Annotated in this window: 19 protein-coding genes; 13 read left to right on the top strand and 6 right to left on the bottom strand. The window is 64.5% G+C overall.

Annotated features, from left to right (window positions below):
* Positions 1 to 149: 149 nt before the first annotated feature.
* From pimD to J4G43_RS46665, 5 genes are all read right to left on the bottom strand, one after another.
* Positions 150 to 1292 (bottom strand): pimeloyl-CoA dehydrogenase small subunit, encoded by a 1143-nt coding sequence (gene pimD / locus J4G43_RS46645; RefSeq protein ID WP_208088860.1) that lies wholly within the window; start codon positions 1290 to 1292, stop codon positions 150 to 152.
* Between the two features lie 132 nt (positions 1293 to 1424).
* The gene (gene pimC / locus J4G43_RS46650) at positions 1425 to 2615 is read right to left on the bottom strand and encodes a pimeloyl-CoA dehydrogenase large subunit (RefSeq protein WP_208088861.1); all 1191 of its coding nucleotides are present in this window, start codon (positions 2613 to 2615) and stop codon (positions 1425 to 1427) included.
* A 52-nt stretch (positions 2616 to 2667) separates the two neighbouring features.
* Entirely contained in the window at positions 2668 to 3855 is a 1188-nt protein-coding gene (locus tag J4G43_RS46655; RefSeq protein WP_014498261.1) for an acetyl-CoA C-acyltransferase, read from the bottom strand.
* The gene (gene pimA / locus J4G43_RS46660; RefSeq protein ID WP_208088862.1) at positions 3852 to 5528 is read right to left on the bottom strand and encodes a dicarboxylate--CoA ligase PimA; all 1677 of its coding nucleotides are present in this window, start codon (positions 5526 to 5528) and stop codon (positions 3852 to 3854) included. Before pimA ends, J4G43_RS46655 begins: the two co-directional genes overlap by 4 nt.
* A 99-nt stretch (positions 5529 to 5627) precedes the next feature.
* A complete protein-coding gene (locus J4G43_RS46665) occupies positions 5628 to 7724 on the bottom strand; it encodes a 3-hydroxyacyl-CoA dehydrogenase NAD-binding domain-containing protein (RefSeq protein ID WP_208088863.1) in 2097 nt (698 codons plus the stop codon).
* Positions 7725 to 7854: 130 nt separating this feature from the next.
* On the opposite strand from J4G43_RS46665, the gene J4G43_RS46670 reads away from it, so the two are divergent.
* The 10 genes from J4G43_RS46670 (at position 7855) to J4G43_RS46715 (ending at position 19160) form a co-directional block, all read left to right on the top strand.
* Complete coding sequence (locus J4G43_RS46670; protein ID WP_063980942.1) at positions 7855 to 8721, top strand: IclR family transcriptional regulator; 867 nt, start codon at positions 7855 to 7857, stop codon at positions 8719 to 8721.
* Positions 8722 to 8787: 66 nt separating this feature from the next.
* Positions 8788 to 9585 (top strand): ABC transporter ATP-binding protein, encoded by a 798-nt coding sequence (locus J4G43_RS46675; protein WP_166345288.1) that lies wholly within the window; start codon positions 8788 to 8790, stop codon positions 9583 to 9585.
* Positions 9582 to 10295 (top strand): ABC transporter ATP-binding protein, encoded by a 714-nt coding sequence (locus tag J4G43_RS46680; protein WP_014498266.1) that lies wholly within the window; start codon positions 9582 to 9584, stop codon positions 10293 to 10295. The genes J4G43_RS46675 and J4G43_RS46680 overlap by 4 nt, the downstream gene beginning before the upstream one ends.
* 12 nt (positions 10296 to 10307) lie before the next feature.
* Positions 10308 to 11186: a branched-chain amino acid ABC transporter permease gene (locus tag J4G43_RS46685; protein WP_063980940.1), complete on the top strand. Its 879-nt coding sequence runs from the start codon at positions 10308 to 10310 to the stop codon at positions 11184 to 11186.
* A 2-nt stretch (positions 11187 to 11188) separates the two neighbouring features.
* The gene (locus tag J4G43_RS46690; protein ID WP_028151939.1) at positions 11189 to 12208 is read left to right on the top strand and encodes a branched-chain amino acid ABC transporter permease; all 1020 of its coding nucleotides are present in this window, start codon (positions 11189 to 11191) and stop codon (positions 12206 to 12208) included.
* 40 nt (positions 12209 to 12248) lie between these two features.
* A complete protein-coding gene (locus tag J4G43_RS46695) occupies positions 12249 to 13478 on the top strand; it encodes an ABC transporter substrate-binding protein (protein ID WP_071916729.1) in 1230 nt (409 codons plus the stop codon).
* Between the two features lie 142 nt (positions 13479 to 13620).
* Positions 13621 to 14847 (top strand): ABC transporter substrate-binding protein, encoded by a 1227-nt coding sequence (locus tag J4G43_RS46700; protein ID WP_208088864.1) that lies wholly within the window; start codon positions 13621 to 13623, stop codon positions 14845 to 14847.
* 240 nt (positions 14848 to 15087) lie between these two features.
* Complete coding sequence (locus J4G43_RS46705) at positions 15088 to 16317, top strand: ABC transporter substrate-binding protein (RefSeq protein WP_071916731.1); 1230 nt, start codon at positions 15088 to 15090, stop codon at positions 16315 to 16317.
* Between the two features lie 183 nt (positions 16318 to 16500).
* On the top strand, positions 16501 to 17784 hold the full coding sequence (locus J4G43_RS46710) for a glycerate kinase type-2 family protein (RefSeq protein ID WP_208088865.1): 1284 nt from the start codon (positions 16501 to 16503) through the stop codon (positions 17782 to 17784).
* Positions 17785 to 17984: 200 nt separating this feature from the next.
* Positions 17985 to 19160: an IS481 family transposase gene (locus J4G43_RS46715; RefSeq protein WP_208088866.1), complete on the top strand. Its 1176-nt coding sequence runs from the start codon at positions 17985 to 17987 to the stop codon at positions 19158 to 19160.
* Positions 19161 to 19189: 29 nt separating this feature from the next.
* On the opposite strand, the gene J4G43_RS46720 is transcribed toward J4G43_RS46715, so the two are convergent.
* Positions 19190 to 19711 (bottom strand): MarR family winged helix-turn-helix transcriptional regulator, encoded by a 522-nt coding sequence (locus tag J4G43_RS46720; RefSeq protein ID WP_071916733.1) that lies wholly within the window; start codon positions 19709 to 19711, stop codon positions 19190 to 19192.
* 177 nt (positions 19712 to 19888) lie between these two features.
* On the opposite strand from J4G43_RS46720, the gene J4G43_RS46725 reads away from it, so the two are divergent.
* From J4G43_RS46725 to J4G43_RS46735, 3 genes are read left to right on the top strand one after another with little or no spacing between them, the layout of a single operon-like run.
* A complete protein-coding gene (locus J4G43_RS46725) occupies positions 19889 to 20929 on the top strand; it encodes a branched-chain amino acid ABC transporter permease (protein ID WP_063980936.1) in 1041 nt (346 codons plus the stop codon).
* A gap of 5 nt (positions 20930 to 20934) precedes the next feature.
* The gene (locus J4G43_RS46730) at positions 20935 to 22704 is read left to right on the top strand and encodes a branched-chain amino acid ABC transporter ATP-binding protein/permease (protein ID WP_208088867.1); all 1770 of its coding nucleotides are present in this window, start codon (positions 20935 to 20937) and stop codon (positions 22702 to 22704) included.
* A complete protein-coding gene (locus J4G43_RS46735) occupies positions 22701 to 23432 on the top strand; it encodes an ABC transporter ATP-binding protein (protein ID WP_063980934.1) in 732 nt (243 codons plus the stop codon). The genes J4G43_RS46730 and J4G43_RS46735 overlap by 4 nt, the downstream gene beginning before the upstream one ends.
* The last annotated feature ends 72 nt before the right edge of the window (positions 23433 to 23504 follow it).

Below are 23504 nucleotides of genomic sequence, written 5' to 3' on the forward strand. Positions count from 1 at the left end.
GCTACGTCCGCTTGTTCGGTGTCATCGCCCGGCTTGACCGGGCGATCCAGTACTCCGCGGCTGAAGTTGCGTGAACGAACTGCCGCCGCGGAGTACTGGATGCCCCGGTCAAGCCGGGGCATGACAGTCTTCGCGTGGCCTCGATCAACTCAGATCAACCCGCTCCCATCCGCGACGCGGCGCTGGTGGTAGTCGGTGTCGCCAAAGCTGTTCTCGATCATGGTGAGGCGCTTGAAGTAGTGGCCGATCTTCGCCTCCATGGTCATGCCGATGCCGCCGTGGAGCTGGATCGCCTGCTGTCCGACGAACTTCAGCGACTTGCCGATCTGCACCTTGGCCGCGGCGATGGCGTTGGAACGCTCCTTGGCGTCCTCGAAATCGCCGGCCATGGTCGCGAACATCGACATCGATCGCGCCTGCTCGGCGGCGACGAACATGTCGGAGGCGCGGTGCTGGAGCGACTGGAACGATCCGATCGCGACGCCAAACTGCTTGCGCGTCTTGATGTACTCGACCGTGGTCTTGAGCGATTCGTCCATCAGGCCGACGGCCTCGGCGCAGAGCGCGATGCGGGCTTCGTCGACGACACGTTCGATGAGCGCGAGCGAGTCGTCGGAATTGCCGAGCACCGCATCGGCACCGACCTCGACGCCGGTGAAGGTGATGTCGGCGGCGTGCAGGCCGTCCTGCGTCGGATACGACTTCTTGGTCACGCCCCTGGCGCTCGCCGGCACCAGGAACACGCCGATCCCGGACTTGTCGCGGCGGTCGCCCTTGGTGCGGGCGGTGACGATCAGGGTCTCCGCATTCTCGCCGTTGAGCACGACGAACTTTTCGCCGTCGATCACCCAGCCGTCGCCCTTCTTCTTTGCCGTCGTCGAGACGTCGAAGAGATCGTAGCGCGAGTTCTTCTCGAGCTGGGCGAACGCCAGCGTCTTGCTGCCGTCGATGATCCCGGGCACATGCGCGGCCTTCTGCGCATCGGAGCCGGCGTGGCGCAGGAAGCCGCCGCCGATCACGACCGTTGCCAGATACGGCTCGAGCACCAGCGCCTTGCCGAGCGCTTCCATCACGATCATGGTCTCGACACCGCCGCCGCCGAAGCCGCCATCGGCCTCCGTGAACGGCAGACCGAGCAGGCCCTGCTCGGCGAGCTTGCCCCAGACGGCCTGGCTCCAGCCGCCCTTCTCCTTCATGTACTTCTTGCGGCTCTCGAAATCGTAGGAATCGGTCAGCAGGCCGTCGATGCTTTCCTTGAGAAGCCGTTGCTCCTCGTTCAGATCAAAATCCATTTCTTTGGTTCCTCGTACCCGAAATTATCTGGCTTCGTCATCCCGGGGCGCGCATCGCGCGAGCCCGGGATCCATACTCCCGATCGTGGCTATGGATTCCGGGCTCGCGCTGCGCGCGCCCCGGAATGACGCCTAGAGCCCCAGCACCGCCTTGGCGATGATGTTGCGCTGGATCTCGTTGGAGCCGCCGTAGATCGAGACCTTGCGGTTGTTGAAGTAGCTCGGCGCGATCTGGGCGGTCCACTCCATGGCTTCGTTCGAGCCGTCGTCGCCGTGCACGTCGTAGGGTGCTGCGAACGGACCGATCACTTCCATCAAGAGCTCGGTGGTGGTCTGCTGGATCTCGGAGCCCTTGATCTTCAGCACCGAGGACGCCGGATTGGGCTTGCCCTTGCCGTGCTTGCCTTCGTCGGCGACGACACGGAGCTGCGTCAGCTCGAGCGCCTTCAGCTCGATCTCGCAGGCGGCGAGCTTCTCGCGGAACGCGGCGTCCTGGATGATCGGCTTGCCGCCGGATTCGACCTTGCCGGCCAAATCGCGGATGCGGCGCAGCCGCTCCTTGGAGACGCCGACCCGGGCAATGCCGGTGCGCTCATTGCCGAGCAGGAATTTGGCGTAGTCCCAGCCCTTGTTCTCTTCGCCGATCAGGTTCTCGATGGGCACCTCGACGTCGTCGAAGAACACCTCGTTGACCTCGACGCCGCCGTCGATGGTCTGGATCGGACGCACGGTGACGCCCTTCGACTTCATGCTGAAGACGATGAAGGAGATGCCCATCTGCTTCTTGGCGGAGGGGTCGGTGCGGCAGAGGCAGAAGATCATGTCGGCGTGCTGGGCCAGCGTGGTCCAGGTCTTCTGGCCGTTGATGATCCACTTGTCGCCCTTGCGCTCGGCCTTGGTCTTGAGCGAAGCGAGGTCGGAGCCGGAGCCGGGCTCGGAGAAGCCCTGGCACCACCAGTCGTCGACATTGGCGATGCGCGGCAAATACTGCTTCTTCTGCTCTTCGTTGCCGAAGGTGTAGATCACAGGACCGACCATGCTGACGCCGAAGGCGAGCGGCTGCGGCGCCGGATAGGACTGCAGCTCCTCGTTGAAGATGTAGTGCTGCACGGAGGTCCAGCCGGTGCCGCCATACTGCTTGGGCCAATGGCTGACGCCCCAGCCCTTCTTGTTGAGGATGCGCCACCACGTCACCATCTCGTCCTTCGAGAGGTGACGGCCCTCGACCAGCTTGCGCCGCGTATCCGGCGGCACGTTGTCGCGGAAGAATGAACGCACTTCCTCGCGAAACGCCTGCTCTTCCCTAGTGAATGCGAGATCCATCGGATCCTCCTGTGAGTTTCTTTGTTTCGTCGCCGTCAGGACGACGGTGAAATTACTGCAACACCTCAAACAGACCGGCAGCGCCCATGCCGCCGCCGACGCACATGGTGACGACCGCATACTTCGCCTTGCGGCGGCGGCCTTCGATCAGGGCGTGGCCGGTGAGGCGCGCGCCCGACATGCCGTAGGGATGGCCGACCGAGATCGCGCCGCCGTCGACGTTGATCTTCTCGGGGTCGATGCCGAGCTTGTCGCGGCAATACAGCACCTGCACCGCGAAGGCTTCGTTCAGCTCCCAGAGGCCGATGTCGTCGACGGTGAGGCCGTGGCGCTTGAGCAGGCGCGGCACGGCGAAGACCGGGCCGATGCCCATCTCGTCCGGCTCGCAGCCGGCGGAGACGAAGCCGCGGAAGATGCCGAGCGGCTTGAGGCCGCGCTTTGAGGCTTCCTTGTCGCTCATGATGACGGAGGCGCTGGCGCCGTCGGAGAGCTGGCTGGCATTGCCGGCGGTGATCGAAAAGCCTTCGCCGCGCACGGGCTTGAGGCCGGCAAGGCCTTCAGCCGTGGTCTCGGGGCGCGGGCCTTCGTCCTGCGACAAGGTCACCTCCTTGAACGAGACGGCTCCGGTCGCCTTGTCGGTGACCGCCATCTGCGTCGTGATCGGCGCCAGCTCGTCCTTGAACTTGCCGCCCTGCTGAGCCGCGGCGGTGCGGCGCTGGCTCTCCAGCGAATATTCATCCTGCTTCTCGCGCGAGATGCCGTAGCGCTTGGCGACGACTTCGGCGGTGTCGATCATGGGCATGTAGACCTCGCCCTTGATCTTGAGCAGCGCCGGATCTTGCGCGTGGAAGCCGTTCATCTTGTCGTTCTGCACGAGGCTGATCGACTCGCCGCCGCCGCCGACCGCGATCTCGACGCCGTCGAAGATCACCGAGCGCGCGGCGAGCGCGATCGCCTGCAGGCCCGAGGCGCATTGCCGGTCGATGGTGGTGCCCGCGACGGTCACGGGCAAACCAGCCCGGAGCAGCGCCTTGCGCGCGATGTTGCCGCCGGTCGCGCCCTGCTGCAGCGCCGCGCCCATCACGACGTCCTCGACCTCCTTCGGATCGACCTTGGCGCGGGCGACGGCCTCGCCGATGGCGTGGCCGAGCAGCGTTGCGCCCTCGGTGGCGTTGAGCATGCCGCGATAGGCCTTGCCGATCGGGGTGCGGGCGGTGGAAACGATGACGGCGTCGGTCAAGTGCGACCTCCTGGTTGCGTGGATTGTGCTGGTTTCTGCTGCTGGCGCAATTCGTGGCGCGACAATTTTCCGACCGGCGTGCGCGGCAGATCGTCGACGAACTCGACTGGTGCCGGCAGCTCGTGCTTGCCGACCTTGCCGGCAAGCTGCGCGCGCAGCTCGTCAAGCGAGAACGGCTTGGCGTCCGGCTTGAGCTTGATGAAAGCCTTGGCGGCCTCGCCGCGATACTGGTCGGGAATCCCGAGCACGATCACCTCGTGCACGCCTGGAATGGTGTAGATCGCCTGCTCGATCATCTGCGGATAGACGTTGAAGCCGCCGGAGATGATCATGTCCGTCTTGCGATCGACCAGGAAGAAATAACCGTCGGTGTCGACATAGCCGATGTCGCCGGTGAGGAAACGGCCGTCCGAAAAGGACTCCGCGGACTCCTTCGGCTTGTTCCAGTAGCCCTTGGTGACGTTCGGGCCCTTGATGCGGACCTCGCCGACTTCGCCCGGCGGCAGGACTTTTGTCGGATCATCCAGCGAGACCACGTCCATCTCGATGCCGGGCAGCATCAGGCCGATCGACCCCGGCTTGTCCGGTCCCGTCGGCGGGTGGCCGGTGCCGGGCGAGCAGGTCTCGGTCATGCCCCAGCCGCTCCGCAGCTTCTTGCCGACCTTGCGCTCGAAGAAGTTCGCGATCTCCACCGGCAGCGGCGCGCCGCCGGAGCCGATGACGGCAAGCGAGGAGAAGTCGCGCTTGTCGAGATCGGGCAGCGCCGCGATCGCGATCCACATCGTCGGCACGCCCGGGAAGTACGTCGCGCGCTTGGTTTCGATGTCGCGCATCACCGCCTCGACATCGAAGCGCTGGTGGAGCGAGATCAGATTGCCGCGGCTGAGCGAGGACAGCAGTACGACGGTGAGCGCATAGATGTGGAACAGCGGCAGCACGCAGATCACGCGCTCGATTGCGTCGCCGCGCGCCGCACGCGACGGCTTGCCCCAGACATCGTAGATCGACACCGCGGAGGTGAGATTGCCGTGGGTGAGCATCGCACCCTTGGGCAGGCCGGTGGTGCCGCCGGTATATTGCAGCAGCGCGACGTCGTCCGCCGTCACCGACGGCCACTCAGCCGGCGCGGTGGCGCCCTCGACGAAGCTCTTGAAGGTGACGATGCGGGGATCGTCGGGGATCGGTGCCTGCGGCGTGCCGAGCTTGCCCCAATCGTCGTCCTCGCAGACGACGAGGCGATCGATCAAGCCCTTCTCCAGGAACTTCAGCGCGGTCGGCAGCAGCGCCGCGAGGTTGGAGGTGACGAGCAGGCGCGAGCCGGAATCCGAGACCTTGTGCGTCAGCGCGATCTCGCCGTCGAGCGGGGAGAGATGCGCGACGCGGGCACCAGCCTTCAGCGCGCCGAAGAAATTGACCGGATGGTCCGGCGTGTTGCCAAGGAACAGCGCCACGGAACTGTTCTTGCCGCAGCCGGCGCGCAGGAAGGCAGCCGCCGCACGCTCGGCCATGGCGGCAAGTTCGGTATAGCTGATCGGGCGATCGCGGAATTCCAGCGCGGTCCGCGGGCCGTAATCGGCGGCGGCGTTCGACAAGAGGTCAGGCAGCGAGCCCTGGACGATGGTGTCGTCCCAACGCACGCCCTCGGGATAAAACTGTTCGCCGGGATGGGTCATTATTCTTGATTGGTTGAGCGAGCAACTAACAGAGACCGTCATACCGGGGCGCGACAAAGTCGCGAGCCCGGAATGACGAGGGTTGAGATGAAGCGGCCATCACGCCGCCTTCGACGCCGCGGCCAGCGACGCGAACGTCTTGCCTTCGGCCGCGAGCTTCTTCAGCAGCGGCGCGGGCTCGAGGCTCGGATCGTTGGTCTCCTTGGCGTAGAAGGAGAGACGATCGGCGATGTGCTTGAGGCCGACGGTGTCGGCCCAGAACATCGGGCCGCCGCGGTAGATCGGCCAGCCGTAGCCGTAGAGCCAGACCACGTCGATGTCGGAAGGACGCGCCGCGATGCCCTCTTCGAGGATCTTCGCGCCCTCGTTGATCATCGGGTACATCATGCGCTCGAGGATCTCCTCGTCGCTGACGACGCGCTTCTTGCGGCCGAGACGGAGCAGCGTCTCGTCGATCAGCTTCTCGACCTCCGGATCGGGCAGTGCCGAGCGACTTCCTGCTTCATACTTGTAGTAGCCCTTGCCGGTCTTCTGGCCGAAGCGGCCGGCTTCGCAGAGTGCGTCCGCGATCTCCGACTTGATGCCGCGGTCCTTGCGCGAGCGCCAGCCGATGTCGAGGCCGGCGAGATCGCCCATCGCGAACGGTCCCATCGGCATGCCGAATTTTGTAACCACGGCATCGACCTGCTGCGGCAGGGCACCTTCGAACAGCAGCTTCTCGGACTGCTTGCCACGCTGCGCCAGCATGCGGTTGCCGACGAAGCCGTCGCAGACGCCGACCACGGCCGGCACCTTCGCGATCTTTCGCGCGATGGTCACGGCGGTGACCAGCGCATCCGGCGCGGTCTTGTCGGCGCGTACGATCTCGCACAGCTTCATGACGTTGGCGGGCGAGAAGAAGTGCATGCCGAGCACGTCCTGCGGCCGCTTGGTCGACTTCGCGATCTCGTCGATGTTGAGGTAGGAGGTGTTGGAGGCGAGCACGGCGCCGGGCTTGACGTATTGGTCGAGCTTGCCGAACACTTCCTTCTTCACCGCCATGGTCTCGAACACGGCCTCGATCACCAGGTCAGCATCACCGACGTTCTCGATGCCGACGACGCCGTTGATCAGCGCCATGCGCTTGGCGGGCGCGTCGGCCGGGATGCCGCCGCGCGCGGCGGTCGCTTCCCAGTTCTTCTGCATGATGCCCATGCCGCGCTTGAGCTGCTCCTCGCCGGTCTCGATCAGGGTGACGGGCACGCCGGCATTGGCAAAGGACATCGCAATGCCGCCGCCCATGGTGCCGGCACCGAGGATGGCGACGCGGTTCACCGGCCGCGACTTGGTGCCTTCAGGGACGCCGGCGATCTTGCTGGCCTCGCGCTCGGCGAAGAAGGCATAACGCTGCGCCTTGGACTGGTCGCTGGAGACGAGCTTGAGGAAGCCCTCGCGCTCCTTCTTCAGCCCCTCGTCGAACGGCAGGTCTATGGCGTAGCCGACGGCGTCGGCGGCGGCGAACGGCGCTTCCAGGCCGCGCGCCTTCTTGGTCATGGCCGCGACCGCATTGGTGAAGATCGAGCGGTCGGCCTTGGCCGCCGCGAGCTTGGAATCGTCGTCGCGCAGGCGCCGCAGCGGGCGCTTCTCGGCGAGCAGCTTGCGCACGAAGGCTTCGCCGCCGGAGGCCGGACCTTCGACGATTTCCTCGATCAGGCCATTCTTGAGCGCTTCGGCAGCACCGATCGGATCACCGCCGACGATCATCTTGACCGCGAGTTCCGGCCCGACCGCGCGCGGCAGGCGCTGGGTGCCGCCGGCGCCTGGCAGCAGGCCGAGCTTCACCTCGGGCAGACCGAGCTTGGCTTCCTTCACGGCCACGCGGAAATGACAGGCCAGCGCGACCTCGAGGCCGCCGCCGAGCGCGGTGCCATGGATCGCGGCAACGACCGGCTTGGGCGAGTTCTCGATCTCGGCGAGGACGTCGTTGAGGGCGGGCGGCTTCGGCGGCTTACCGAACTCGGTGATGTCGGCACCGGCGATAAAGGTGCGGCCGGCGCAGGTCAGGACGATGCCCTTGATCGCGGGATCGGCGATCGCGGCCTTGATGCATTCGAGAATACCGCCGCGCACTGCGGCACTCAGCGCATTGACCGGAGGACTGTTGACCGTGACGATCCCGACTTCGTCATGACGCTCAAGCTTGACCACTTCGCTCACGGCTTCCCTCCTTGGTGGGGATTTACTTTTGTTCGATTTCGCGGTGCGGAATTTAATTCCGCATCTTGACGGCAGGGTTATTTTGAAGCACGGACGTTGTCAACGACTCCGCGCAAGAAGCAGATCAGGGATGAAGCGTACAGGCAAGAAGACTGCGACCGATCGGAATTTCGTCGTCGCGCTTTCCCGCGGACTAGATGTTTTGCGCGCATTCCAACCCAGCGACGGACTTCTCGGCAACCAGGAGATCGCCGCGCGGACGAACCTGCCCAAGCCGACCGTTTCGCGCCTGACCTACACGTTGACGAAGCTCGGTTATCTGACACCGGTTCCCCGTTTCGAGAAGTATCAGCTCGCGCCCGCCGCGATGGCGCTCGGTTATGCGGCGTTATCCAATCTCGGCGTTCGGCATTTGTCCGAGCCATTTCGCGAGGAATTGATGCGCGCGACCGGCGGCGCCGTCGCGATCGGCGGCCGCGACCGTCACAGCATGATCTATTTCGGGCAAAGTCGCGGCAGCGAGACGGTCGGCGTTCAACTGGACGTCGGCTCCCGCGTGCCGATTGCAACCAGCGCGATGGGCCGTGCCTATTTCTGGGCGCTCGATGACGAGGGGCGCGCCGAGGTGTCCCGCATCCTGCGCGAACATTACGGCAGCCGCTGGCCGAAGATGCGCGACGGACTGGAACGTTCCGGCGAGACCGTCGCGAAATACGGTTTCGCGATGTCCGTCGGCGACTGGCACGACGACATCGGCGCCGCCGGCGTCGCGCTCAAGCTCAACGACGGAACCGGACCTTACGCATTCAATTGCGGCGCGCCCGCATTCCGCTTCACGGAAGAGCGTTTGATCAACGACATTGGACCGCGTCTGCTGGCGATGGTAAGGAACATTGAAGCGGCACTCGGAGGACTGATGCCGCAATCCAAAAAAGAAGTCAGCAAAAAGCTGAAATCAGGAGGAAAAGTTGCGCGTGTGGCCGAGGGGTTCAGATAGCCTTTGTCATCACCGGGAGCGGTTCATATCGCCCCTTCGCCCACTGACGTGTGTAGGCGAGACGAGATGACGCAGGCACAGCTCGCGCGGGGGACATCGCCCCTGCTCGCGGTTCGCGACGTCAGCGTCGTGTTCGGCGGCATCATCGCGCTCAACGGCGTGTCCTTTGACATGCACAAGGGCCAGATCCTCGGATTGATCGGCCCCAACGGCGCCGGCAAGACCACGCTCTTCAATTGCCTCTCGCGGCTCTATCAGCCGTCGTCGGGCGACATCCTGATGGAAGGCGTGAGCATCCTGTCGCGGCCTCCGCACCGGATCGCCGAGATCGGCATCGGCCGCACCTTCCAGAACGTGGCGCTGTTTCCGAACCTCTCGGTGATGGACAACGTCCGCGTCGGCGCCCATTCGAAGACCTCCAGCGACATCATCAGCGACTCGCTTCGGCTCGCCTGGGTCCGGCGCAGCGAGACCGAGGTCAACAAGAAGGTGCAGGAGATCCTCGCCTATCTCAAGCTCGAGGACGTCGCCCACACCATCGTGTCCGGCCTGCCCTTCGGCACGCAGAAACGCGTCGAGCTGGCGCGCGCGCTCGCGGCAGACCCGAAGATCCTGCTGCTCGACGAGCCGGCCGGCGGCCTCAACCACGAGGAAGTCTATCTGCTCGGCGACCTCATCCGCCGCATCCGCGACGACCGCCACATGACCGTGCTGCTGGTCGAGCACCACATGGGCCTCGTGATGTCGATCGCCGACCACGTCGTCGCGCTGAATTTCGGCAAGAAGCTCGCGGAAGGCACGCCGGCCCAGGTGCAGGCGGACCCCGACGTCATCAAGGCCTATCTCGGGAGCAAGGACCAATGACGACGCTGCTCAACGTCAAGGACCTGCGCGCCTATTACGGCCAGGTCCAGGCGCTCCATGGCCTGTCCTTCTCGCTCAACGAAGGATCGTTGACGACGCTGCTCGGCGCCAATGGCGCCGGCAAGACCACCACCCTGCGCGCGATCTGCAACATGGTGCGTTCCACCGGCGCGATCGAGTTCGAAGGCAAGCCGCTCAGCAATCGCTCCACCGAGAGCATCGTGCGGTTCGGCATCGCCCACGTGCCGCAGGGCCGCGGCACCTTCACGACCATGACGGTCGAGGAGAACCTCCAGCTCGGGGCCATCACCCGCAAGGACAGCGCCGGCATCGTCTCCGACATCGAGCGCATGTACGCGCATTTCCCGGTGCTCAAGCAGCGCCACACCCAGCAGGCCGGCACGCTCTCCGGCGGCGAGCAGCAGATGCTCGCGGTCGCCCGCGCGCTGATGCTGCGGCCGCGCCTGATGCTGCTCGACGAGCCGTCCTTCGGCCTGGCACCGCTGGTCGTGCGCGACCTGTTCGGCATCCTCGGCAAGATCAACCGCGAGGACAAGGTGTCGATCCTGGTGGTCGAGCAGAACGCCCAGCTCGCGCTCGAGCTCGCCGACCAGGCCTATGTGATCGAGACCGGACGCATCGTGATGTCGGGCAATGCCAAGGACATCGCGAACAACGAAGAAATCCGCAAATCCTATCTGGGTTACTGAGGAGCCGGCACGATGGAGCTGTTCACCAACCAAGTGCTGGCCGGCATCGCCACGGGCGCGATCTACGCCTGCATGGCGCTCGCCGTGGTCATGATCTACCAGGCGATCGACCATCTCAACTTCGCGCAGGGCGAGATGGCGATGTTCTCGACCTTCATCTCCTGGCAGCTGATGCAATGGGGCGTGCCTTACTGGGCCGCCTTCATCCTCACGCTGGCGCTCTCCTTCGTCGCCGGCATCGCGATCGAGCGCATCCTGTTCAAGCCGCTGGCGAAAGCGCCGGTGCTGACCAACGTCGCCGGCTTCATCGCGCTGTTTGCGATCATCAACTCCTCGGCCGGCCTGATCTGGGACTTCACCATCAAGCAGTACCCGACCCCGTTCGGCTCCGCGCCGTTCCTGGGCAGCCAGCTGATCTCGACCCACCAGGCCGGCATGATCGGCGTCACGGTGCTGCTGCTGCTCGGCCTCTACTTCTTCTTCCAGTACACGCGCATCGGCCTGGCCATGCGCGCGGCCGCCTCGGTGCCTGAATCGGCCCGCCTCGTCGGCATCAACACGTCCTGGATGATCGCGCTCGGCTGGGGCATGGCGACCGCGATCGGCGCGATCGCCGGCATGCTGATCGCCCCTGTCGTGTTCCTCGAGCCCAACATGATGGGCGGCGTGCTGATCTACGGGTTTGCCGCCGCCGTGCTCGGCGGTCTCACCAGCCCGTTCGGCGCCGTGGTCGGCGGCTTCCTGGTCGGCATCTTCGAGAACCTCGCCGGCACCTATATCCCCGGCGTCGGCAATGAGCTGAAGCTCCCGATCGCGCTCGCGCTGATCATCTCCGTCCTGGTTGTCAAACCCGCTGGCCTGTTCGGCCGGCACATCGTCAAGCGAGTTTGATCATGAGCGCTGCAGAAGAAGTCGTTGCAGAAGGCCACGAGGCGGTCGAGGCTGTTCCGAAGCGGGCCATGACGCTGGGCACCGGCACCTCGCTGGTGGTGCTCGCGGCACTGCTGATCGCACCCGTTTTCGTCAAGAACTTCATCATCTTCCAGATGACGATGCTCCTGATCTACGGGCTCGCGGTGCTGGCGCTGAACATCCTGACCGGCGGAAGCGGCCAGTTCTCGCTCGGCCAGAGCGCGTTCTACGCGGTCGGTGCCTATACGACAGCGGTGCTGATGGAGCACTTCAACGTCAATTACGCGCTGACGCTGCCGATCGCCGGCGTCGTCTGTTTCGGCTTCGGCTTCCTGTTCGGGCAGCCGGCGCTGCGGCTCTCCGGCGTCTACCTCGCGCTTGCGACCTTCGCGCTCGCCACCGCCATGCCGCAGCTCCTCAAGCTGAACTTCCTCGAGCACTGGACCGGCGGCGTGCAGGGCCTCGTCGTCACCAAGCCGGATGCGCCGTTCGGCCTGCCGATGTCGCAGGACATGTGGCTGTACTACTTCACGCTCGTGGTCGTGATTGCGATCTACATCTTCTCGGTGAACCTGCTGCGTTCCCGCTCGGGCCGCGCCTTCATGGCGATCCGCGACAACGAGATCGCGGCCTCCGCGATGGGCGTCGACGTCGCGCTGTACAAGACGCTGGCCTTCGGCGTCTCCGCCGCCATCACCGGCATCGCCGGCTCGCTTGGCGCCATTGCGGTGCAGTTCGTCGCGCCCGACAGCTACACCATCACGCTCGCAATCTCGCTGTTCCTCGGCATGGTGGTCGGCGGCGTCGGCTGGCTGCCCGGCTCGATCGTCGGCGCTGCCTTCATCATCTTCGTGCCGAACATCGCGGAGGGCATCTCCAAGGGCCTCTCCGGCGCGGTGTTCGGCGTGCTCCTGTTCCTCGTCATCTACCTCGTGCCGCATGGCGCAAGGCAAGTCGCGATCCTGGGCCAGCAACTCGCCGGTCGGCTCAGGAAGAACTAAAACTTCCATCCAGACTGTTGTTTTAACCAAGGAGACCCAATTGCTTTTCGGAAGAATACTGCGAACCACCGCACTCGTAACGGCGGTCGCGACCCTCACCTCCGGCGCAGCACTTGCCCAGAAGAAATACGACACCGGCGCGTCCGATACCGAGATCAAGATCGGCAACATCATGCCGTACAGCGGTCCGGCGTCGGCCTATGGCATCATCGGCAAGACCGAAGAAGCCTATTTCAAGATGATCAACGACAAGGGCGGCATCAACGGCCGCAAGATCAACTTCGTCACCTATGATGACGCCTATTCGCCGCCGAAGGCCGTCGAGCAGGTCCGCAAGCTGGTCGAGAGCGACGAAGTGCTGGCCGTGTACAATCCGCTCGGCACGCCCTCGAACACCGCGATCCAGAAGTACCTGAACGCCAAGAAGATCCCGCAGCTCTTCGTCGCCACCGGCGCCACCAAGTGGAACGACGCGAAGAACTTCCCCTGGACCATCGGCTGGCAGCCCTCCTACCAGAGCGAAGCGCAGATCTACGCGAAATGGCTGATGAAGGAAAAGCCGAACGCCAAGGTCGCGATCCTCTACCAGAACGACGATTTCGGCAAAGACTACCTCAAGGGCACCAAGGACGGTCTCGGCGCCAAGGGCGCGTCCATGATCATCATGGAGGAGAGCTACGAGATCTCCGAGCCGTCGATCGACGGCCACATCGTCAAGATCAAGGCCGCCAATCCCGACGTGCTGCTGATCTACGCGACGCCGAAGTTCGCGGCCCAGACCATCAAGAAGACCGCCGAGCTCAGCTGGAAGCCGCTCCAGATCCTCACCAACGTGTCGATCTCGGTCGGCAGCGTGATGAAGCCGGCCGGCTTCGAGGCCTCGCAGGACGTGCTGTCGGCGGCCTATGCCAAGGATTCCACCGACCCGCAGTGGAATAACGATCCCGGCATGAAGAAGTGGAACGAGTTCGTCGACAAGTACATGCCCGGCGCCGACAAGACCGACACCGGCATGGTCTACGGCTACGGCGCGGCGTCGACCCTGGTCAAGACGCTGGAGATGTGCGGTGACGACCTCACCCGCGCCAACCTGATGAAGCAGGCCGCTTCCTTGAAGGATTTTGCACCGGACACGCTGCTGCCCGGCGTCAAGATCAACACCAGCGCCACCGACTTCGCCCCGATTTCGCAGCTCCAGATGCAGCGCTTCAAGGGCGAGAAGTGGGAACTGTTCGGCGAGATCATCAGCGGCGACGTCGCTTCCGAGTGACGCTGACGCAATAGTCCAAGTCTGGTCAGTTCAAGTCTAGTCAAATCTGACAAAGCCCCCGCGGGCGACCGCGGGGGCTTTTTGTTGACGTCAGGCGTCAATCTTGTTCAATGCGGCGCCGATCCATTCCGGGTGGAGAAAGATGACTGTCGTTCGATTTCAGGTTGCGGCCGTTTCGGCCGCGCTCGCGTTGTGCACTGCGGTGAGCAGCCCGGCACTGGCGCAAAAGAAATACGACAGCGGCGCTTCCGATACCGAGATCAAGATCGGCAACATCATGCCTTATAGCGGGCCGGCCTCCGCCTATGCCGCGATCGGCAAGACCGAGGAAGCCTATTTCAACAAGATCAATGCCGAGGGTGGCATCAACGGCCGCAAGATCAAGTTCATCTCCTACGACGACGGCTATTCGCCGCCGAAGACGGTGGAGCAGGCGCGCAAGCTGGTCGAGAGCGACGGTGTGCTGCTGATCTTCGGCTCGCTCGGCACCTCCACCAACGGCGCCATCCGCAAATACATGAACGAGAAGAAGGTGCCGCAGCTGTTCGTGGCGAGCGGCGCCTCCAAATGGAACGATCCGAAGCAATATCCGTGGACCATGGGCTGGCAGCCGAGCTACGCCAGCGAGGCGCGCATCTACGCCAAATACATCATGAAGGAGAAGCCGGACGCGAAGATCGCCGTGCTCTACCAGAACGACGATTTCGGCAAGGACTATCTGAAGGGGCTGAAGGACGGCCTCGGCGCCAAGGCGTCGATGATCGTGCTCGAAGACGGCTACGACACGTCGGAGCCCGCGATCGACGAGCACGTCGTGAAGCTGAAGGCCTCGGGCGCCGACGTCTTTCTCAGCATCACCACGCCGAAATTCGCCGCGCAGGCGATCAAGAAGGCGGCCGAGATCAACTGGCATCCGGTCCACATCATCTCCAACGTCTCGGCGTCGGTCGGCGGCGTGCTCGAGCCCGCGGGCCTGGAGATCTCGCAAGGCATCCTGTCGGCGAGCTACACCAAGGACGGCTCCGACCCGCAATGGAATGCCGATGACGGCATGAAGAAGTTCTATAACTTCCTCGCGCAGTACGACCCCAAGGCCAACAAGCTCGATGCCGGCGTGGTGTTCGGCTATGCCGCGGCCCAGACCATGGTGAAGGTGCTGCAGATGTGCGGCGACGACCTTACCCATGAGAACGTCATGAAGCAGGCCGCTTCCTTGAAGGATTTCGAGCCCGACACGCTGCTGCCCGGCATCAAGATCAACACCTCCGCCGATAATTTCGCCCCGATCGAGCAGCTCCAGATGATGCGGTTCAAGGGCAGGAAATGGGAGCTGTTCGGCGACATCATCTCGAGCGAGCTCGGCCACTGAAGCCGCGCAACTCAAAATCGCCTCCGACTAATTAATCAACTCAAGACAGCGGCGCCGTCTCGCAGTCGCACACGAGCGCGCGCCGGTCCTTGACTACTAAAGGAGCAGCCCCTGCGACACAGCCGCGGGGGCTTTCTGTTGAAGGCTCCCGGTAAATCGTATTGAATTGCCTCCGCGCCGCCAAAAATCATCAAGCCAAGAAAAGGGACGCACACACACCAAGAAAATAGGGAGATAGGAATGCCCGCTGTCACCGGCAAACTTGCGGCCGCGTCACTGGCGCTTGCGCTCATTGCGGCCTCGGCCTCCACTGCATCGGCCCAGAAGAAATACGATACCGGCGCGACCGACACCGAAATCAAGATCGGCAACATCATGCCCTACAGCGGACCGGCTTCCGCCTACGGCATCATCGGGCGGACCGAAGCCGCCTATTTCAAGAAGATCAACGACGAGGGCGGCATCAACGGCCGCAAGATCAATTATATCTCCTATGACGACGCCTACTCGCCGCCGAAGACGGTGGAGCAGGCCCGCAAGCTGGTCGAGAGCGACGAGGTGCTGTTCATCTTCAACTCGCTCGGCACGCCGCCGAACTCGGCGATCCACAAATACATGAACTCGAAGAAGGTGCCGCAGCTGTTCGTCGCGACCGGCGCCACCAAGTGGAACGATCCGCAGAACTTCCCCTGGACGATGGGCTGGCAACCCAATTACCAGAGCGAGACGCAGATCTATGCGAAGTGGCTCCTGAAGAACAAGCCGGACGCCAAGATCGCGGTGCTTTACCAGAACGACGATTACGGCAAGGACTACCTCAAGGGCCTCAAGGACGGCTTAGGGTCCAAGGCCGCCTCGATGATCGTCATCGAAGAGAGCTACGAGACCTCCGAGCCGACCATCGACAATCACATCGTCAAGCTGAAGTCGACCGGCGCCGACGTCTTCATGAACATCACGACGCCGAAATTCGCGGCGCAGGCGATCAAGAAGAATTCCGAGATCGGCTGGAAGCCGCTGCACTTCCTCAACAACGTCTCGGCCTCGGTCGGCAGCGTGATGAAGCCGGCCGGCTTCGAGAACGGCCAGGACATCATCTCGGCCGACTATCTCAAGGACGTGTCGGATCCCGCGTGGAACAACGATCCCGGCATGAAGGAGTTTCTGGCGTTCATGACCAAATACTTCCCCGAGGGCGACAAGCTCGATAAGGGCACGATCGTCGGCTATGCCGTGGCGCAGACACTGGTCCAGGTCTTGAAGCAGTGCGGTGACAATCTCACGCGCGAGAACATCATGAAGCAGGCGGCGAACCTGAAGGACTTCCGCACCGAGGCGCTGCTGCCGGGCGTGAAGGTCAACACCTCGCCGACCGATTTCGCGCCGATCAGCCAGCTTCAACTCGAGAAGTTCAAGGGCGAGAAGTGGGAGCTGTTCGGAGACGTGATCAGCGCCGACGTCGGCGGCTAACCCCAAACGACAGAGAGCCCCCTGCGCGGCCATCGCAGGGGGCTTTTGCTTGCGCGCGGATTATGATCACGCGATTGCACAATCGAATGATGGTAAAGCCTGCTTACGCTTTGGCGCCTGATGCGGTAGGCAGGGAGCCGGCGATTTTGTCGCCATCATTTCAGTTCGCTGAAGGCCTTCGCCATGACCGACCGACGTCCCCTGCTCCGCGCGCTCTACGACGCCGCCGTTGCCGCCGCCCATCCCAGCACGATTCTGGCGCCGCATCTGCGGCCCGCGCCGAAAGGGCGTGTGATCTGCCTCGCCGCCGGCAAGGGCGCGGGTGCGATGGCCGCGGCCGCCGAGCGGCATTATCTCGACACGCTCAAGCTCGCGCCGGAGCGCCTCGTCGGCATCGCCACCACGCGCCACGGCTACGGCGTGCCGACGCGCCGCATCCGCGTGGTCGAGGCCGGTCATCCCGTTCCCGATGAAGCCGGCCTGAAGGGCGCCGCCGATACGCTCGCGCTCGCTGGCGAGGCTGGCCCTGACGATCTGCTGCTGGTGCTGCTCACCGGCGGCGGCTCGGCGAACTGGATCGCGCCGGTGGACGGCATCAGCTTCGCGCAGAAGCAGGCGGTCAACAAGGCGCTGCTCCGCTCGGGCGCGCCGATCGGCGAGATGAACACGGTCAGGAAGCATTTGTCGCGGATCAAGGGCGGCCGGCTGGCGCGCGCCGGCAAGAATGCCGCCGAGATCGTGACGCTGGCGATTTCCGACGTGCCGCACGACGATCCGTCCGCCATTGCTTCCGGCCCCACCGTGCCCGATCCGACCACGCTGGCGGATGCGCGCGCGATCGTCGCGAAGTACAAGCTCGCCATCGACGACGCCGTCCGCCGCGCGCTCGACGATCCCGCCAACGAAAGCTGCAAGCCGGGTGACGCCGCCTTCGGGCGCGCGCATTTCGAGCTGATCGCGCGGCCCAAGCAATCGCTCGACGCCGCGGTGAAGCTCGCCAAGGAAGCCGGCTACGAGACCATCGATCTCGGCGCCGACCTCGAAGGCGAGGCCCGCGAGGTCGCCGCCGATCACGCCAGGCTCGCGCTTGAAGCACGCGCGCAAGGCAAGCGCCTCGCGATCCTCTCCGGCGGCGAACTCACCGTTACCGTGCGCGGCAATGGGCGCGGCGGCCCCAACCAGGAATACGCGCTGGCGCTCGCCGGCCTGCTGAAGGACACGCCCGATGTTTCCGCTCTCGCCGGCGACACCGACGGCGCCGATGGCGGCGCCGGCCATCCCACCGATCCCGCCGGCGCGCTGATTGATGCTGCGACGTTCGCGAAGATGAAGGCCCTGGCGCTTCAGCCGCAGGCGTACCTGGACAACAACGACGCGACGACGTTCTTCGAGGCGACCGGCGATCTGCTGATGCCGGGACCGACACTGACGAACGTGAACGATATAAGGGTGATTTTGGTGGATTGAGGCGCCTGCCCAGGTCTCGCTGTCATTCCCCGCGAAGGCGGGGAATCCAGTACGCCGCGGCCTATCGGCTCGATCACAAACGTCTCGGAGTACTGGATCGCCCGGTCAAGTGTTTAGCCCGGACAGATCACTGACGGGTGTTCGGAGACATAGCTGACACATCAACATTGGCTGGATTGGTCCGATTCGGGAGGCCGTCCATGCCTTGGAGCGAGGTGTCAGTGATGGATCAGCGTCACGAGTTTGTGCGGCTGGCTTTGCAGGAGGGCGCCAACCGGCGCGAACTGTGCCGTCGGTTCAACATCAGTCCTGACGTCGGCTACAAGTGGCTGGCGCGCTGGCAGGCCGGCGATCGGGAGCTGGCCGACCGCTCCCGGCGCCCGCATGCGATGCCCAAGCGGAGTGAGGCTGCGGTCGAAGTAGAAGTCCTGGCTGTACGCGACAAGCATCCGGCTTGGGGAGCACGGAAGATTGCCCATTGCCTGAAGCGGGGCGGGCAGACGGTGCCTGTGCCATCAACGGTGCACCAGATCCTGTGTCGGAACGGCCGGGTCAAACCGAGTGAGAATGCGCCGCCCAATCCGGGCCACCGGTTCGAGAAGGAAGCTCCCAATCTGCTGTGGCAGATGGACTTCAAGGGCCACCTGCCGCTGGCCGACGGGACACGATGCCATCCGCTGACCATCGTCGACGATCACTCGCGCTACGTGCTGTGCCTGAAGGCATGTGCCGACGAGCAGCGTCTCACCGTGCAGAATCACCTGTCGACGACGTTCCGCTGCTATGGCCTGCCAGAGGCCTTCTACACCGACAATGGCTCACCCTGGGGCGATACGTCCGGCATTCGTTGGACCGGACTGAAGGTGTGGCTGCTCAAGCTTGGCGTCAGGGTGGTGCACGCCAGGCCATGCCACCCACAGGCCCGCGGCAAGAACGAGCGCTTCCATCGCACCCTGAAGGCCGAGGTGTTTGCAATGCGCCGCTTCCGAACTCTCCCGGAAGTCCAGCGCGCCTTCGACGCCTGGCGGCCGGTCTACAATCTGGAGCGGCCTCACCAAGGCCTCGATATGCAGGTCCCTGCCGATCGCTTCCGGCCAAGTGCTCGCCCCATGCCGGCCCGCGTTCCGAACGTCGAATACGACAGCGGCGAGATCGTGCGCAGGGTCTCATCGACAAGACCCTACATCTCCTTCAAGAGACGCTTCTGGAAAGTTCCCCAGGCCTTCGCCCGCGAACGCCTTGCCATCCGGCCACTGGTTCGTGACGGCCACTACGGAATCTTCTTCGCCAGCTGGCAGGTCGCATCGATCGACTTGACCAATGGCCAACCTGTCAGTGATGTGTCCGAACAGGTGTCAGCCATGTCTCCGGACTAAACATCAAGCCGGGCGATGACAGCCGGGCCTCAAAACTCGTTCGCGATCTTCGAGAGCATCCCGATCAGGGCTTCGCGGTTGGCCTGCCCGAGCAGCTCGTTCAGCCGGGACTCGTGCTTGGTGGCGACCAGCTTTTTCGCCCGGGTCAGCACGGCCTTGCCCTTGTCGGTCAGCACCAGGATGTGCGAGCGGCGGTCGTTGGTGGAGCGGATCCGCGCGCAAAGGTCGCGGCTCTCCAGATTGTCGAGCATCGCCACGAAGTTCGGGCGCAGGATGCCGAGGGTCGAGGCAATCTCGGTCTGGTTACGGCCCGGATTCTTCTCGACCAGCAACAGCACGGAGAACTGCGCCGGCGTGAGCTGGAGCGAGGCCATGCAGCGCAAAAAGTTCTCGAACACCTTGAGCTGCGCCCGCTTCAGCACGTAGCCGAGCTGCTCGGAGAGCTCGCCAAGCTGGAGGGCTTCAGGCTGGGCCTCGGCCGCGTCCTTGCGGCCCTTGGCCGCGTCGCCGGGCTTTTCAGAAGACTTTTCAGCGGTTTTGGAAACGGTCATCGCCTCGTGCTCGTGATCCCGCTAAATTCGGGGCGGGTCGTCCGCCCCACCCTTGAAGTTATATTTGATAATTGTTATGGACCATATCAAATATCGTCAGCGTTTCAATGGCTGTGAGCGGACCGTCCACCGCAATTGCGGAGCCCGGTCCCGATCTTTGAGGGGGAGCGTCCGGTCTTGAATACCACCATCATGCTGTTCCTGGTACAGGACGGCATCACCAATGGCGCGATCTACGCGCTGCTCGGCCTGGCGCTGGTGCTGGTGTTCGCCGTCACGCGCGTCATCCTCATTCCCCAGGGCGAATTCGTCACCTACGGCGCGCTGACCTATGCCTCGCTGGCCGCGGGCCAGATGCCGGGCACAGCAAAGCTCGCGCTGGCGCTGGGCATCGGCGCCTTCGTGTTCGACCTGTTCGTGGCGCGCAAGGCGCTGCACGGCCGCCTGATCGTACGCAGCCTCGTCACCAACGTCGTGCTGCCGGCCATCGTGCTGGCGCTGACCATCTACTTCGCTGCCCAGAAGCCGCCGGTGGCGGTCTGCATCGCGCTGTCGCTGGTGATCGTGGCGATGATCGGCCTCTACCTCTACCGCATCGCGTTCCAGCCGCTGGCGCACACCTCCGTGCTGGTGCTGCTGATCGCATCGGTGGGCGTCCACCTGGCGCTTCAGGGCCTCGGCCTGCTGTTCTTCGGCGCCGAAGGCCAGCGCGGACCTGCCGTGCTGTCCGGCTCCTTCACCGCCGGTGCACTGCGCTTCACCGGCCAGAGCATCACCGTCTACGGCATCACCGTCGCCTTCATCATCGGGCTCTGGCTGTTCTTTGGGCTGACGCTCTACGGCAAGGCGCTGCGCGCGACCGCCGTGAACCGGCTCGGCGCCCGCCTTGCCGGCATCCGCACCACGCTGTCCGGCCAGATCGCCTTCCTGCTGGCGTCCGTCATCGGCGCCCTGTCGGGCATCATGATCGTGCCGATCACGACGCTCTATTACGACTCCGGGTTCCTGATCGGCCTCAAGGGCTTCGTTGCCGCGATCATCGGCGGCCTCGTCAGCTATCCGCTCACCGCCGTCGCGGCACTGGTCGTCGGCATCGTCGAGGCGTTCTCGTCCTTCTACGCCTCCAACTACAAGGAAGTGATCGTCTTCATGCTGCTGATCCCCGTGCTGCTGCTGCGCTCGCTCGCCGCGCCCGCGGTCGAGGAAGAGAAGGACTGACGCGCATGCAGAGCCGGCTTCCCATCCTCATCTTCGCGCTTCTCATGGCGGCGATTCCGTTCGTCCCGGGCATGCCGCCGTTCTGGATCGTGCTGCTCGACAATATCGGCCTTGCCGCCCTCGTCGCGATGGGCCTCGTGCTGCTCACCGGCGTCGGCGGCCTGACCTCGTTTGGCCAGGCGGCTTTCGTCGGCTTCGGCGCCTACACCACCGCGGTGCTGTCGACGGCCTATGGCCTGTCGCCATGGCTGACCTTGCCGCTGTCGCTGGTGGTCAGCGGATCGTTGGCGGTGCTGCTCGGGCTGGTGACCGTCCGTCTCTCCGGGCACTATCTGCCACTCGGCACGCTCGCCTGGGGGCTGGGCCTGTTCTATCTCTTCAGCAAGCTGGAATTTTTGGGAAGAAACGACGGCATCTCGGCGATCCCGCCGCTGTCGATCGGCTCGTTCAAGATGCTCTCGCCCGGCTCGATCTATTACGCGATCTGGGTTGCCGTGATCCTCTCGGCCCTGCTCACGATGAACCTGCTGGATTCCCGCACCGGCCGCGCCATCCGCGCGCTGCGCCGCGGACACGTCGCGGCCGAAGCGTTCGGCGTGCACACGCCGCGCGCAAAGCTGCTGGTGTTCATCCATGCCGCCGTGCTCGCCGGCCTCTCCGGCTGGCTCTACGCGCATCTCCAGCGCGCGGTGAACCCGACGCCGTTCGGCGCGCAGGCCGGCATCGAATATCTCTTCATCGCGGTGGTCGGCGGCGCCGGCTATGTCTGGGGCGGCGTGCTGGGCGCGGCGATCGTCGTGGTCCTGAAGGAGGTGCTGCAAAGCTATTTGCCGCTGCTCCTGCCCGGCTCCGGACAGGTCGAGACCATCGTGTTCGGCATCATGCTGGTGGCGCTGCTCCAGCTTGCGCCCGGCGGCGTCTGGCCCTGGCTGATGTCGTTCCTGCCCGAGCCTACCCGCGGCAAAAAGCCGGACACCTCGCTGAAACTGGAGCAGCGCACCCGCGCGGCCGGCCAGTCCGGCGTCCTGCTCCAGGTCGAGAAGGCTCGAAAGCAGTTCGGTGGCGTGATCGCGGTCAACAACGTCTCCTTCGACGTGCAGGCCCGCGAGATCGTCGCGTTGATCGGACCGAACGGCGCCGGCAAGAGCACGACGTTCAACCTGATCACCGGCGTGCTGTCGGCGTCCTCAGGCTCGATCTCGGTGCTCGGCAAGAAGGTCGACAGGGCGCCACCGCAGGAGATCGTCAAGCTCGGCATCTCCCGCACCTTCCAGCATGTGAAGCTCGTCCCTGATATGACCGTGCTGGAGAACGTCGCGATCGGCGCGCATCTGCGCGGCCATTCGGGACCGATCTCCTCGATGCTGCGGCTCGACCGCGCCGATGAAGCGAAGCTGCTCGCGGAGGCCGCCCGCCAGATCGAGCGCGTGGGCCTCGCCGAGCAGATGCATCAGCTCGCAGGCTCGCTCTCGCTCGGCCAGCAGCGCATCGTCGAGATCGCGCGTGCGCTGTGCGTCGATCCGATGCTGCTGCTGCTCGACGAGCCGGCCGCCGGCCTGCGCCACATGGAGAAGCAGCGCCTTGCCGCGCTGCTCCGCGAGCTGCGCGACGGCGGCATGAGCGTGCTCTTGGTCGAGCACGACATGGGCTTCGTGATGAATCTCGCCGACCGCATCGTGGTGCTCGATTTCGGCACCAAGATCGCGGAAGGCACGCCCGCCACGATCAAGACCAATCCCGAAGTGATCAAGGCCTATCTCGGAGTGGCGGCATGAGCGCGCTGTTGTCCGTCGCCGACGCACATGTCGCCTATGGCAAGGTCGAGGCCGTGCGTTCGGTCTCGCTCGAGGTCGGCGCCAACCAGATCGTCACCATCGTCGGGGCCAATGGCGCCGGCAAGACCACGCTACTCTCCGCCATCATGGGCATCTTGCCGCTGAAGGGCCGCGTCGCCTTCGCCGGGCAGGATCTGTCACGGCTGGACATCGAGGACCGCGTCGCGATGGGGCTCGGCCTGGTCCCTGAGCACCGCGAGCTGTTCGTGACCATGAATGTCGAGGACAATCTCGAGCTCGGGGCCTTCCGCATCGAGCGGAGCAAGGCGAAAACCTCGATGGAGCGCGTCTACACGCTGTTTCCTCGGCTGAAGGAGCGGCGCAAGCAGCTCGCCGGCACCCTCTCCGGCGGCGAGCAGCAGATGCTCGCGATGGGCCGCGCACTGATGGGCGAGCCGAAGCTCCTGATGCTGGACGAGCCGAGCCTCGGCCTCGCCCCGATCATCGTCGCCGACATCTTCCGCATCGTCACCGAGCTGCGCGCCAGCGGCGTCTCCGTGCTGCTGGTCGAACAGAACGCGCAGGCCGCGCTGAAGATCGCGGACCAGGCCTATGTGATGGAGCTCGGCGAGTTCGTGCTCAGCGGCAAGGCGAGCGATGTCGCGGCGAACGAGCGCGTGGCGGCCAGCTACCTCGGCTTCCAGCACGAAGGCGCGAGTGTGATCTGATTTCTTGGCTGGCTCCTCTTCCCTTCTCTCCTTGCGGGAGGAGGCGGCTTAGGCGGTCTTCGGCCGCCGTTC

Origin of the sequence: Bradyrhizobium barranii subsp. barranii (genome assembly GCF_017565645.3) — a bacterium.
GTDB classification, from domain to species: domain Bacteria; phylum Pseudomonadota; class Alphaproteobacteria; order Rhizobiales; family Xanthobacteraceae; genus Bradyrhizobium; species Bradyrhizobium barranii.

Coding starts and splice junctions, on each gene's coding strand:
- J4G43_RS46700 (WP_208088864.1), top strand. CDS start 13,621: ATGACTGTCGTTCGATTTCAGGTTGCGGCCGTTTCGGCCGCGCTCGCG.
- J4G43_RS46690 (WP_028151939.1), top strand. CDS start 11,189: ATGAGCGCTGCAGAAGAAGTCGTTGCAGAAGGCCACGAGGCGGTCGAG.
- J4G43_RS46735 (WP_063980934.1), top strand. CDS start 22,701: ATGAGCGCGCTGTTGTCCGTCGCCGACGCACATGTCGCCTATGGCAAG.
- J4G43_RS46680 (WP_014498266.1), top strand. CDS start 9,582: ATGACGACGCTGCTCAACGTCAAGGACCTGCGCGCCTATTACGGCCAG.
- J4G43_RS46730 (WP_208088867.1), top strand. CDS start 20,935: ATGCAGAGCCGGCTTCCCATCCTCATCTTCGCGCTTCTCATGGCGGCG.
- J4G43_RS46710 (WP_208088865.1), top strand. CDS start 16,501: ATGACCGACCGACGTCCCCTGCTCCGCGCGCTCTACGACGCCGCCGTT.
- pimD (WP_208088860.1), bottom strand. CDS start 1,292: ATGGATTTTGATCTGAACGAGGAGCAACGGCTTCTCAAGGAAAGCATC.
- J4G43_RS46675 (WP_166345288.1), top strand. CDS start 8,788: ATGACGCAGGCACAGCTCGCGCGGGGGACATCGCCCCTGCTCGCGGTT.
- pimA (WP_208088862.1), bottom strand. CDS start 5,528: ATGACCCATCCCGGCGAACAGTTTTATCCCGAGGGCGTGCGTTGGGAC.
- J4G43_RS46705 (WP_071916731.1), top strand. CDS start 15,088: ATGCCCGCTGTCACCGGCAAACTTGCGGCCGCGTCACTGGCGCTTGCG.
- J4G43_RS46720 (WP_071916733.1), bottom strand. CDS start 19,711: ATGACCGTTTCCAAAACCGCTGAAAAGTCTTCTGAAAAGCCCGGCGAC.
- J4G43_RS46715 (WP_208088866.1), top strand. CDS start 17,985: ATGCCTTGGAGCGAGGTGTCAGTGATGGATCAGCGTCACGAGTTTGTG.
- J4G43_RS46670 (WP_063980942.1), top strand. CDS start 7,855: ATGAAGCGTACAGGCAAGAAGACTGCGACCGATCGGAATTTCGTCGTC.
- pimC (WP_208088861.1), bottom strand. CDS start 2,615: ATGGATCTCGCATTCACTAGGGAAGAGCAGGCGTTTCGCGAGGAAGTG.
- J4G43_RS46685 (WP_063980940.1), top strand. CDS start 10,308: ATGGAGCTGTTCACCAACCAAGTGCTGGCCGGCATCGCCACGGGCGCG.